This window comes from Saccharopolyspora sp., assembly GCF_017434145.1.
Lineage (GTDB): Bacteria > Actinomycetota > Actinomycetes > Mycobacteriales > Pseudonocardiaceae > Saccharopolyspora_C > Saccharopolyspora_C galaxeae.
Genome location: NZ_JAFRFW010000110.1, coordinates 1 through 11,944 on the forward strand (window position 1 = coordinate 1; position 11,944 = coordinate 11,944).

An 11,944-nucleotide genomic window follows, 5' to 3' on the forward strand; every position below is an offset into this window, starting at 1 on the left:
CGGGACAGCGCGGCGGCGCTGGACTGCCTCGCCGGTCCCGACCCCGCGGGCCCGTTCGCGGCGGCGGCGCCGGAGCGCAGCTTCGCCGAGGAGGTCGCGCGGGAGCCTGCGCCCCTGCGGATCGGCTTCAGCGCCGCCTCGGCGCTGGGTGATCCGCATCCGGAAGCGGTCCGGGCGATGACCGACGCGGCGGAACTGCTCACCTCCCTGGGCCACCACGTCGAAGAAGTCCCGCCGCCGGTGGACCTCTCCGCACTCGCCGTGGACTTCCTGCAGGCGTGGTCGGTGCGGCTGGCCGCAGCGCTCGACGAAGCCGCCCGCCACGCGCCGCGCAGCTCCTTCGAGCTGGACACCCGGCTGCTCGCCGCGGCGGGCCGCAGCACCGGCGCTGCGCAGTACGTGTCCACATTGGATCGCTGGCACCAGCACACCCGGCGGCTGGCGGAGTTCCACCAGCACCACGACCTGCTGTTGACGCCCAGCCTGGCCGGTCCGCCGCTGCGCATCGGCGAGCTGGACACCCCGAAGGCGTTGCAGGTCCTCGGCAGAGCCGCGCTGGCGATGCGGGGCGGCGGACTGCTGCGCCGCTCCGGCGTGGTCGACCGGGTCGCGCGCGGCAACCTGCGGCACGTCCCCTACACCCAGCTGGCCAACATCACCGGCCGCCCGGCGATGTCCGTCCCGCTGCACTGGACGCCCGAGGGCTTGCCGCTCGGCGTGCAGTTCGTCGCCCCGCTCGCAGGCGAAGGAACGCTGTTCCGGCTGGCCGCGCAGCTCGAACGGGCAAGGCCCTGGGCTCATCACGAACCTCCGCTGTCCGCCGGGAGCGACTGACCCGGCGGTGCGGCGCTCCCGGTCGCGGTAGCGACGACCGCCGCGGCCGGGATGCGCAGCTAGCTTCGCCGCCGATTCCCACTCGCCCTGCGGGATGCACCGCCCTGGCAGGGCGGCACCTGCTGGTCCGGGGAACCCCTTGCCTCGCCCGCGGTATGTGTTACGTTTGGTAACAGGTTACCGCTGGTAACGGTAATGGGTGTCACGCGACCTCTCGAGGAGTACCCATGAGCAGCAACATCACCGGCACGGACACGCGACCGGCGCAGTCCGAAGACCACGATGCCGCGCCCGCGGACGCCGAGCGGGACAGCACCGCGCGCCGGTTGCTGGACTCCTCGGAGCAGCTCTCGTACGACCCCGCCCAGGAAGTCGACTGGGAAACCCCGCTGGACACCGATTTCCACGGCGCCAGCCCGGAGTGGAGCACGCTGTACGGGACGTCCTACTGGGACGAGCTGACCCCGGCCCAGCAGCGCGAGCTGACCCGCCAGGAAGCCGCATCGGTGGCCAGCACCGGGATCTGGTTCGAGATGATCCTGCAGCAGATGATGCTGCGGGACTTCTACGCGAAGGACCCGACCGACCCGGCGTTCCAGTGGGCGCTGACCGAGATCGCCGACGAGTGCAGGCACTCGATCATGTTCGCCCGCGGTGCGGCGAAGCTGGGCGCACCCGCGTACCGGCCGAAGCGCTCGGTGGTCGAACTCGGCCGCGTGTTCAAGACGCTGGCCGGAGGTGAAGCCGCCTACGCCGCGATCCTGGTCGCCGAGGAGGTCCTCGACGTCATGCAGCGCGACTGGATGCGCGACCAGCGGGTGGTCCCGTTCGTGCGGACCATCAACAACATCCACGTGGTCGAGGAATCGCGGCACATGAAGTTCGCCCGCGAGGAGACCAAGGAGCGGCTCAAGTCCGCCGGGTGGCTGCGGCGGCAGATCAACGCCGTGGTGGTGGCCGGTTCCGCCTACTTCATCGTCACCAGCATGGTCAACGACGAGGTCTACGCCAACGCCGGGCTGGATCCCGTGCGCGCCAAGCGCGAGGCGAAGGCCAACCAGCAGCACAAGTCGATGCTGCGCTCCAGCTGCTCCGGGCTGATGGAGTTCCTGCACTCGGCCGGGCTGCTCACCAAGCCCGCCACCTGGTTCTACAAGCGCGCCAGCCTGCTCTGAGCCGCGGCTCGGCAGAGCCGGACGTCGAGCCTGCTGCGGGAGCGAGCGGCCCGCTTTCGCCACCTGACCACCTGCCCGACCGGACTCGAAGACAGGCATTGCACCGATGGCCTTCGCGATCACCCAGACCTGCTGCAACGACGCCTCCTGCGTGAAGGTGTGCCCGGTCAACTGCATCCACCCGACGCCGGACGAACCGGACTTCGGCAGCACCGAGATGCTCTACATCGACCCGGCCACCTGCATCGACTGCGGGGCGTGCGCCGATGCCTGCCCGGTGGAGGCGATCTTCCCGGTGGACCGGCTCACCGGGCCGCTGAAGGCGTACGCCGAAGTCAACGCGGACTACTTCGCGGACAACTCACCGGTGGCGGAGGCTCCGGGACCGGGCGCGGCGGAAGCTCCGGCCGCAGCAGCGGATACGCAGCCCTCGCCGAACTTCCACTCCTGGCAGCAACCGGTCTTCGACCGCAACATCCCCAGCGACCTCGCGCCGCTGGATGTCGCCGTGGTCGGGACCGGGCCCGCGGGGATGTACGCCGTCGAGGACCTGCTGCTGCACACCAACGCCAAGGTCACGCTGATCGACCGGCTGCCGGTCGCCGGGGGCCTGCTGCGCTACGGCGTGGCTCCGGACCACCCGTCGACGAAGAAGATCGGTGAGACGTTCGCGCGCTTCCACGACCACCCGCGGCTGCGGTTGCGCCTCGGCGTCGAGGTCGGCCGCGACGTCATCGCAGAGGAACTCGGCGCCCAGCACCACGCGGTGATCTACGCGGTCGGCGCCTCCTCCGCGCGGCGGATGGGCATCGCGGGTGAGGACCTGGCAGGCAGCATCACCGCCACGAGCGCGGTGGCCTGGTACAACGGCCACCCGGATGTGCCCGCGGACGCGGTCGGCCTCTCCGGTGAGCGGGTGGCGATCGTGGGCAACGGCAACGTCGCGCTGGACGTGGCACGGATCCTCACCAGCGACCCGGATGCGCTGCAGGGCACCTCGATCTCCCCGGAAGCCTTGGAACGGCTGCGTTCCAGCAAGGTCCGCGAGGTCGTGCTGCTCGGCAGGCGAGGCCCGGAATCGGCCGCCTACACCAGGCCGGAGATGCTGGCGCTGACCCAGCAGCAGGGCGCATCCCTGGTGGTCGACGACCACGATCCGCGCATCGCGGCGGCCATCGATTCCGCCGCGTCCGATGACAAGGCGGCTCTGCTGCGGACCGTGCCGCGGGAGCAGGTGGACTGGGCCACCACCCCCTCGCAGCGCAGGATCGTGCTGCGGTTCCATGCCGCGCCGGAGGAACTCCTCGGCGACATCGAGGTACGCGGGCTGCGAGTCACCGGTGGCGCCGAGATCCCGGCCGGGCAGGTGGTGCGGGCGATCGGCTATCGCGGGACCGCGCTGCCGGGCCTCCCCTTCGACGAGCAGACCGGCACGATCCCGCATTCCGGCGGGCGCGTCGAGGGGCGTGCCGGCACCTACGTCGTCGGGTGGATCAAGCGCGGCCCGTCCGGCGGCATCGGCGCGAACCGGGAATGCGCGCGGGAAACGGTCGGCACGCTACTCGACGACGCGGTCTCGGGCGCACTCCCCGAGCCGCAGCGGCGCTCGTCGATGCTGGCCGGGCTGACCTCCCGGCTGCGGGAGCGGCTGATCGGCGCCGGGCGGTGAGGCCGGGAGCCGTGCGGTGAAGCCGCGTCGAGCGGACGTGAGTCACCGCACAACAATCCGGAAGGGCTGAAGAGCGCGGGCCGGCTTGCTAGCGTAAGTCACGTGACTGAATCACCAGTCGGCCACGCCGCACCGACGGGAGCCTTCCGCCGATGACCCGCACGCTCAGCTCGCCGCCCGTTGCCGACCCGGCGCAACCGGCGCACCCGCGCGTCGTCGTCCCGGTGCTGGCCTTCAGCGGAATCGTGGTCTCGCTGATGCAGACCCTGGTGATCCCGCTGGTGCCGCAATTGCCCGCGCTGCTGGGCGCACCCGCGGCCGACACCGCGTGGGCGATCACCGCCACCCTGCTGGCCGCCGCCGTGGCGGTGCCGACGGTGGGGCGGCTCGGCGACATGTACGGCAAGCGCCGGATGCTGCTGTTCAGCCTCGCGATGCTGGTGCTCGGTTCGGCGCTGTGCGCGCTGTCGGCCGGGCTGGGGATGATGATCGTCGGCCGGACGCTGCAAGGGTTGTCCTCGGCCGTGATCCCGCTGGGCATCAGCATCATGCGCGACGAGCTGCCGCCGGAGCGGCTCGGCGGGGCGACCGCGCTGATGAGCGCCTCGCTCGGCGTCGGCGGCGCGCTCGGCCTGCCCGCGGCGGCGTTCATCGCCGAGACGGCCGACTGGCACGTCTTGTTCTGGGTCGCCGCCGGGCTCGGCACCATCGCGGCGGCCGGCGTGCTCGGTCTCGTGCCGGAGTCCAGGGTCCGCACCGGAGGCCGGTTCGACCTGCCCGGCGCAGTGGGCTTGTCGATCGCGCTGCTGTGCCTGCTGCTGGCGATCTCGAAAGGCGCGGACTGGGGTTTCGGCAGCGGCATGACCTTGGGCCTGCTGGCTACCGCGCTGGTCGTGCTGCTGGTGTGGGGCTGGTGGGAGCTGCGCAGCCCGCGGCCGCTGGTGGACCTGCGCACCTCGGCCCGGCGGCAAGTGCTGCTGACCAACATCGCATCGGTGGTGTTCGGGTTCGCGATGTTCGCGATGTCCCTGGTGCTGCCGCAGCTGCTGCAGCTGCCGGAAGCGACCGGTTACGGGCTCGGCCAGACGGTGCTCGCCGCCGGCCTGGTGATGGCCCCGAACGGGCTGGTGATGATGGCGATGGCGCCGATCTCGGCGTGGATCTCCCGGACCATGGGCCCGAAGGTGACGTTGATGACCGGCGCGGTCGTGGTCGCCGCCGGCTACGGCCTGAACCTGGTGCTGATGTCGGCCATCTGGGAGCTGATGCTGGCCTCCAGCATCATCGGTGCCGGGGTCGGGCTCGCCTACGGCGCGATGCCCGCGCTGGTGATGGCGGCGGTGCCGGTCTCGGAAACCGCCGCGGCCAACAGCCTCAACACCCTGATGCGCTCGATCGGCACGTCCACCTCCAGCGCGGTGGCCGGTGTGATCCTCGCGCACATGACCGTCGACCTCGGCCCGGTCGCCGTGCCCGCGCAGAACGGGTTCCGCGTCGTGCTGGGCATCGGTTCGCTCGCGGCGCTGGTCGCCCTCGCGATCGCGGCGTTCTTGCCCGCCCAGCGCCGATCCGGCGACGACGCGCAGGACGCCGCCGCTGAGCCGGGCGGCATCGCGGGCACGCTGCGGACCGCGTCCGGCAGCGCCGTCGCCGGGGTGGTCACGGTGACCGAGCCCGGTGGCCGCCAGGTCGGCCGAGTTCGCAGCGACGCCGAGGGCAATTATTCGGTGCCCGCGTTGCAGCCGGGTCACTACACGATCATCGCCACCGCGGACGAGTGCCGCCCGGAAGCGGCGTCGGTCCCGGTAGACGGTTCCGGTGCCGTTCAGGACTTCACGCTCGCCGGACTCGGTGTCGTCGCCGGAACCGTGACCGCGCCCAGCGGAGGTGTTCTTCCGGAGGTGACCGTGGCCGTGACCGACAGCGGCGGCAACGTCATCGGCAGTACCAGCACCGACGCCGACGGCCGCTACGAACTCGGCGGACTCGCGCCGGGCGACTACGTGGTGGTGGCGAGCCTCTACACGCCCGCGGTTCGGGAAATCCGCTTCAGCGGGGGAAAACCGCTCACGGCGGACCTCGATTTGCACGGCGCCGGCCACGGGCGGAGCACCGCTTGACGCCCTTCGTCCATAGTGGATGGTTCATCCGTGCTGCGGCGTCGGCTTGCCCCCGTCGTATACGAGCAGGCCGTCGTCGCGCAGCCGGACACCGGAAATGGGCCGGTTCTCGGCCAGCGAGCCGTCGTGCATCAGGTGCCGCACTTCGACCCCCCGCGCGAGTTGCAGGAAATCGGCGATCATCCGCCGGTGACAACGCCACCACACCGTTTCGCCGCACATGATCGCGGTCACCTGGCCAACGGCCTGGTCGACGAGTCCGTCCACTGCGGACTGAAACTCCGAAGTCCGCATGTGCGCCGCATAGGCCCGGAACGCGTCGTTGTTCCACACCGAGTCCGGGGAATCCGGCTGCAGCTTCCGGAATCCGCCCAGGCGCCGGTCCCAGCGGTAGGAGATGCCCTGCTGCGGCAACCAGCTCTCGAGCTCGCCCCTCGCCACGTGCGGGTGGCGCCTGCTGCCCGGCGCGGAACGCACGTCGACCACTCCGGCCACGCCAGCTCCGCCGAGCAGCCGGATGATCTCGTCCTGCGTGGCGGTGCCGTGCCCGAACGTCAGTACCTGCACCATCTCCGGCGGTCCTCACGTCGCGAGACCGCGCCGATCACCTCGGCCGCGCCCCGTCCGGTCATCCTGCCCGTCGAGTTCCCGCACCGGGCGGTAACCATGCCTCGCAGACAGTGAACGGCCTGTTGGTCCCACTAGATTGGTCAAACGGTCCGTTCGCTCAGAGACGGCCCGGCGGCAACGGCTGCCTTCAGCCGTCACGAGTGAACGGCCTGTTGGTCCCACTAGATTGGTCAAACGGTCCGTTCGCTCGGAGAAGGCCTGGCGGCAACGGCTGCCTCCGGCCGTCACGAAGGCATGTACTCCCCGCCGTTGACGTCCAACGTCGCGCCGGTGATCTCGCTGGCGTAGCGGGACAGCAGGAACAGGATTCCGCCGGTGCAGGCGTCGTCGGTCGGGATCCGGCCGAGCGGGTTGCGTGCCGCGATCTCGTCGTAGACCTGCTGTTCGTCCACACCGCGCTGCTGCGCGGTCATCTCCAGGTAGAACCGCACGCCCGGCCCGTCCAGCCAGCCCAGCACGGCCTGGTTGACGCGGATGGCGGATTCGCCGAGCTCCAGCGCGAGGAACCGGGTCGCCGCGGCCATCGCCTCCTTCGCGACCGCATAACCGCCTTCACCGCGGAGGGGCTTGCGAGTGGCCATGGTGCCGATGTTGACGATCGAGCCGCGGCCGGCGGCGCGCATGTGCGGCATGACCTCGCGCGCCATGTTCAGCGCCCCGAACAGGATGATGTCCATCGACCGGCGCAGCTTCTTCTCCGGCGTATCCAGCAGATCGGTGAAACCGGGGTGCCCGTAGGCGGAGTTGACCAGCCCGGTGATCGGGCCGAACCGCTCGGTCGCGGTGCGCACCACCCTGCTCACGTCGTCGGGGTCGCGGACGTCGCAGCGCACTCCCAGCGCTTCCCCTCCCGCTGCGGCGACGTCCTGCTCCACCTGTGCGAGCACGTCGCCGGAGCGGGCCGCGGCGACCACTTTCGCCCCCTCGGCCGCAGCGCGGGTGGCGAGCTTCGCGCCGAGCCCCGCGCCGACCCCGGAGATCAGCACCACTTCGTCGGAGAGCATCACAGGTAAGCCTCCCGGTAGAACGCGAAGTCCCGTTCCAGCTGGGACTCGGACAATCCGAACCCCTCCGGGGAATACCGGTGCGCAGCGGTGCGACTCGCGCGGTCGCGCTCCACATAGGACTCGAAGGCGGCTCGGTCGCCCTCCCCCGGTGACAAGCCCAGCGCGCGCAGCACCCGCAGCGCTTCGGCGACCGGATCGTCGAGCAATGCGTCGAACCGCACGTCGACGAACCGGTCCGGGCGCGCCTCGCGAACCGCGCAGAACTCCCGCAACGACGCGACGAACCGGTCGCTCCAATACCGCCCGAGCCCGGCGTCGTCCACGTTTTCGCTGTACTGCGCGGAAAGATTGCTGACCATCGAGGCGTAGGAGGGCACCGCCCGCACCGGCGAGCGGTGCGTCATCACGATCGAGCAGTCCTCGAAGGCGTCCAGCACGGTGCCCACCGCGGTCAGGTGGTGCGGCGACTTGAGGATCCAGCGCAGCCCGGAACGCGCGGGCTGCTGCCACTGCAGCACCTGCAACCACTGGCGCAGCTCGTCGTACGCCTTGGTCTGATCGGTGGTACGCAGCCAGTCGCCGTAGCCGGGCACCCAGTGGAACGACTCGAAACTCATCGACGTGAACGACCGGTCGACGAGGATCACGTCCTCCTCCGGCTCGTCCCAGGCCACGGTGTGGATGTCGCCGCAATCCGGGGAAAGCTCCAGGAACGCCCGCATCCGTTCCTGCGCGCGGCGTTTGCGCTCGGCCGCGTCCGGGCCTTCGCCGGGGAACGGCAGCGGGTAGGTCGTCTCCCAGGACATCGTGGAGGTCAGCTGCGGCGAGGTGGCCAGCAGCCGGTGCAGCAAGGTCGACCCGGTCCGCGGCAGTCCGCAGATCTCGGCGGCGACCACCGGCCGCACCTCCAGGATCTCCGGGTGCGCCCGCTGCACGGCGCGCAGCCGCAGGCGGTCGGCCAGCAGCGCGGTGAGCCTGCGGCGGGTCAGTTCCAGACCGGTCGCGGACAGCCGGGCCTCGTCGTTGAGCGAGGTGACCAGTACGCCGAGCGGTTCGAGGAACCAGTCGTCGCCGAACTCCGTCAACCCGGTCTTGTCCCGTGCGGCCGCGAGCAGGTCGTCCACGCGTAGTTCGGTGCCCGTCACCGGTCCCCCTCGGAGCTCAGCGACGCCAGCGGCACGACCCGGCATTCCGGGATCGGGTGCTCATCGGCTCCGAGCCAGCGCAGCAGCGCGGTGCCGCGATCGTGCCCGCAGGTGTCGATCCAGTTGCCCACGCCCGGATCCCGGTCGGCCACGACGATCCGCAGCCTGCCGTCCGGGCCGAGCCGGGCGGTGTGCTTGTTCACGGTGGTGCGCCGCCGGTTGTCCAGCGACTCCATCCACCAGTTGTCCAGCTGGAAGTTCCAGTACGGGCATTCGGGCACGTCGGTCTCGATCAGCCACGCCTCGCCGGGCCGCAACGTCCAGTAGCCGTGCAGGTAGTGGATCTCCGGGTCACCGCCTGCGCGCTGGAACATCTCCTGGCCGAAGTCGGGCAGCTCGTTCGGCTTGGTCGCGAACAGCTCCGCCCACCCGGCGAAGGTCGCCGCCGTGCCGTGCACCGCCAGCGCGGTGCGGCGCAGCGCCGCGGCGAGGAAGTCCGGCGCCAACTCGGCGGGTTCGCCCGGGCCGTCGAGCCGCTCGATGTGCCATCGGCCGGGTGCCTCGGCGGCGCGGTCGAGGTAGGTCTGGCGAACCACGAGCCCGGTCGAGTCCGGCGCCAGCGGCAGCCAGTTGCGGCCCCGCCGGGTCGCACTCGCGATGATCTCGATCGTGCCGTCCGGTTCGGCGACGAGATCGGCGTCGGTCAGCTCGCCGGTGGAGGCCATGGTGCCGTCCTTGGCGTAGCGGTTGGCCTTCGACCCGATGCTGAAGTAGCTGATCGTGCCGCGCTCGCCGGTGATCCGGTATTCGCGGTCACCGCGGATGTTGGCCGACAGGTAGACGTTGTCCGGGTTGTCCGCGCCGATCTTGACCAGGTCCAGCTCGTGCAGCCGCGGGAAGTCGGGATCGGCGTTGTCGACGCACGAATACAGCATCTCGCGGGTGAGCCGGGTCAGGTAGCGGAAGCCTTCGGCACGGTCGAACGCGGTGTCCGGGGCGCTGCCGGACAGCACCACCTCACCCGCCCGTTCCAGCGCGCGGCAGAACTCCGACCACGCCTGGCCGGAACGCACCGCATCCTCGGAGCCGCTCACCGGAACCTCCCTCACTAGAACAGGTTCTAGCGAGGACTCTAAGGTCATCCCCGGCGAGGTTCAATACCGCGTCCGCAGTGATCGCCGCCCCGAGCGCTTGCTCGGTCCGGGCGATACCGGGTGCATCCGGGGTCTGGTGCGCGCGCCGGTGGTGCTCCAGGCTGAGAGCATGGACCTGATCGCGCTGGAAGAGATCCGTGCCCTCAAACACCGCTACCTGCGCAGCATCGACCTCAAGCAGTGGGACGAGCTCGCAGCCACCCTCGCCGAAGACGCGACCACCGACTACGGGTCGCCGTCCGGCGGGCGCCCGCTGGCGTTCACCGGCCGCGACGAGATCGTGTCCTACATGCGCGAGCAGCTCGGCTCCGGGATGACCACCGTGCACCACTGCACCGGCCCGGAGATCACCGTCGACGGCGAGCACGCGAGCGGGAGCTGGTGCCTGAGCGACACCGTTCTGGTGCCGCGCTACGAGGTCGCGATCATCGGTTCCGCCTACTACGAGGACCGGTACCGCCGCGTGGACGGCGCGTGGAAGATCGCGCACACCGGCTACGTCCGCCTCTACGAGGCGAAGATGTCGTTCGCCGACCTGCCGAGCTTCCGGCTCACCGCCGACATGTGGGCGAGCACCGGCTGAACGCCTTCGCCCGATCCGGTCTCGCGGAGCCCGCCGGGCAGCGGGAACCTCCAGGATCGCCGCGGATCTCCGAGATTCCCGACCGCCTTTCCATCCACAGTGGATCGAACTCGTGCCGGTGAGTCAGCGGGACCGGGCCATCGCCCCTGCGGTCAGCTCGACCGAGAGCACCCGCTCGGCGGTGCCGATGGCCTGGTGGGCGAGCATCAGCTCGTCGGCCCCGCTGGATTCGGCGAAACCTTCCAGGTATTCGCGGACCTCGTCGGCCGTCCCGGCCGCGGTGTACTTGGTCATCGAAGCCAGCGGGCGGCCGCTCGGCGAGGCGAGGAACGCGTCGATCTCGGCGTCGGTCAGGTTCACCCCCGGCCGCCCGGACTTGATCATCATGCGCGCCCGCGCGCGGTAGGCGGTGGTCTTCTGCTCCACCGCGACGTCGTGGTCCTCGGCGGCGAAGACGTTGGCCCCCGCCACCACGTACGGCTCGGTCAGCTGCTCGGACGGCGTGAATTCCGCGCGGTAGACCGACACCGCCTCGTGCAGGGCATCCGGCGCGAAGTGCGAGGCGAACGCGTACGGCAGGCCCAGCTGCGCGGCCAGCCGCGCGCCGAACAGCGACGAGCCCAGGATGTACAGCGGTGGCGCGGTTTCCGCGTGCGGCACGGCGCGGACGCCGCGAACCGATTTTCCGCCCAGGTACGCCTGCAGTTCGAGGACGTCCTGCGGGAACGCGTCGGCCTGGGCGGGGTCGCGGCGCAGCGCCAGCACGGTGTTCTGGTCGCTGCCGGGGGCCCTGCCGAGGCCGAGGTCGATGCGCCCGGGGAACAGCGTCTCCAACGTGCCGAACTGCTCGGCGATCACCAGCGGCGCGTGGTTGGGCAGCATGATTCCGCCCGCGCCCAGCCGGATGGACTCGGTGCGCGCCGCGATGTGTCCGATGAGGACACTCGTGGCGCTGGAGGCGATGGAGCCCATGTTGTGGTGTTCGGCGTACCACACGCGCCGGTATCCGGTGCGTTCGGCGGCCTGCGCCAGCTCGATCGAGGCGTCGAAGCTTTCCCGGGCGGTACCGCCGCGCGCGATCGGCGCGAGGTCCAAAAGGGACAGTGCAGTGGGCATGAGAGGTCTCTTCCGTACTCCGTGGTTGCCGGCGGCCGCGTCAGCCGAGCGCTTCGTCGAGGGCGACGCGCCCGCGCCCGCCCGCGTCCAAATAGCCGAAGGTGCCGTGCTCGCGCAGTTCCCGCGCCGCGTCGGCCAGTGCCGCGTGCGCGGCGAACGCCAGCGCACCGCCGGTCGAAACGCGGCGCACGCCCAGCTCCGCGAGCTCGGCCACCGGCGGCACGCCGGGCACGGCCAGCACGCTGACCGGAACATCTACGTTGCGCACCACCGCGCCGATCTGCTCGGCCGTGTTCAACCCCGGGGCGAACGCGACATCGGCGCCGGCTTCCACATAGGACTGCAACCGGGCGATGGTGTCGTCCAGATCGGACACTCCGCGCAGGTGGTTCTCCGCCCGCGCGGTGATCACGAGTTCACCCGCCGCGGCCGAGGCGGCCGCGCGCACCCGGTCCGCGGCGTGCTCGGTCTCGTAGAGCGCGGTGCCGTCCCAGTCCTCGACCGAGGCGCC

11 protein-coding genes and 1 pseudogene are annotated in these 11,944 nt (G+C 70.9%); 6 read left to right on the plus strand and 6 right to left on the minus strand.

Translation table 11 applies throughout. The features are described 5' to 3' along the window. The 5 genes and pseudogenes from IJH84_RS02935 to IJH84_RS29200 all read left to right on the plus strand — a co-directional run. Positions 1-834: amidase family protein (locus IJH84_RS02935; protein WP_295139893.1), on the plus strand; the 834-nt coding region annotated here is incomplete at its 5' end. A gap of 227 nt (positions 835-1,061) precedes the next feature. Beyond that, positions 1,062-2,009, plus strand: a complete 948-nt coding sequence (locus tag IJH84_RS02940; RefSeq protein WP_295139895.1) for a diiron oxygenase — start codon at positions 1,062-1,064, stop codon at positions 2,007-2,009. A gap of 106 nt (positions 2,010-2,115) precedes the next feature. Then, positions 2,116-3,678, plus strand: coding sequence for an FAD-dependent oxidoreductase (locus tag IJH84_RS02945; protein WP_295139897.1), 1,563 nt, complete (start codon positions 2,116-2,118; stop codon positions 3,676-3,678). A gap of 152 nt (positions 3,679-3,830) precedes the next feature. Then, positions 3,831-5,261, plus strand: a pseudogene (locus IJH84_RS02950) (MFS transporter); the annotation flags it as partial. Positions 5,262-5,300: 39 nt separating this feature from the next. Continuing rightward, the gene (locus IJH84_RS29200) at positions 5,301-5,798 is read left to right on the plus strand and encodes a carboxypeptidase regulatory-like domain-containing protein (RefSeq protein ID WP_367268941.1); all 498 of its coding nucleotides are present in this window, start codon (positions 5,301-5,303) and stop codon (positions 5,796-5,798) included. A gap of 24 nt (positions 5,799-5,822) precedes the next feature. Here IJH84_RS29200 and IJH84_RS02955 read toward each other — a convergent pair whose 3' ends face one another. The 4 genes from IJH84_RS02955 to IJH84_RS02970 form a co-directional block, all read right to left on the minus strand. Next, positions 5,823-6,368, minus strand: coding sequence for a DUF488 family protein (locus tag IJH84_RS02955; RefSeq protein ID WP_295139899.1), 546 nt, complete (start codon positions 6,366-6,368; stop codon positions 5,823-5,825). A 284-nt stretch (positions 6,369-6,652) separates the two neighbouring features. Further along, the gene (locus IJH84_RS02960) at positions 6,653-7,432 is read right to left on the minus strand and encodes an SDR family oxidoreductase (RefSeq protein WP_295139901.1); all 780 of its coding nucleotides are present in this window, start codon (positions 7,430-7,432) and stop codon (positions 6,653-6,655) included. Continuing rightward, positions 7,432-8,580 (minus strand): sulfotransferase, encoded by a 1,149-nt coding sequence (locus IJH84_RS02965; RefSeq protein ID WP_295139903.1) that lies wholly within the window; start codon positions 8,578-8,580, stop codon positions 7,432-7,434. Before IJH84_RS02965 ends, IJH84_RS02960 begins: the two co-directional genes overlap by 1 nt. Further along, on the minus strand, positions 8,577-9,674 hold the full coding sequence (locus IJH84_RS02970; protein ID WP_295139905.1) for a DUF1214 domain-containing protein: 1,098 nt from the start codon (positions 9,672-9,674) through the stop codon (positions 8,577-8,579). The genes IJH84_RS02965 and IJH84_RS02970 overlap by 4 nt, the downstream gene beginning before the upstream one ends. Before the next feature lie 169 nt (positions 9,675-9,843). Here IJH84_RS02970 and IJH84_RS02975 point away from each other — a divergent pair, with 169 nt between their 5' ends. Continuing rightward, a complete protein-coding gene (locus IJH84_RS02975; RefSeq protein WP_295139907.1) occupies positions 9,844-10,317 on the plus strand; it encodes a nuclear transport factor 2 family protein in 474 nt (157 codons plus the stop codon). 123 nt (positions 10,318-10,440) lie between these two features. Here IJH84_RS02975 and IJH84_RS02980 read toward each other — a convergent pair whose 3' ends face one another. Continuing rightward, positions 10,441-11,433: an LLM class flavin-dependent oxidoreductase gene (locus tag IJH84_RS02980; RefSeq protein ID WP_200070442.1), complete on the minus strand. Its 993-nt coding sequence runs from the start codon at positions 11,431-11,433 to the stop codon at positions 10,441-10,443. Between the two features lie 40 nt (positions 11,434-11,473). Continuing rightward, a partial coding sequence (locus IJH84_RS02985; protein WP_295139910.1) for an isocitrate lyase/phosphoenolpyruvate mutase family protein occupies positions 11,474-11,944 on the minus strand: 471 nt, incomplete at its 5' end.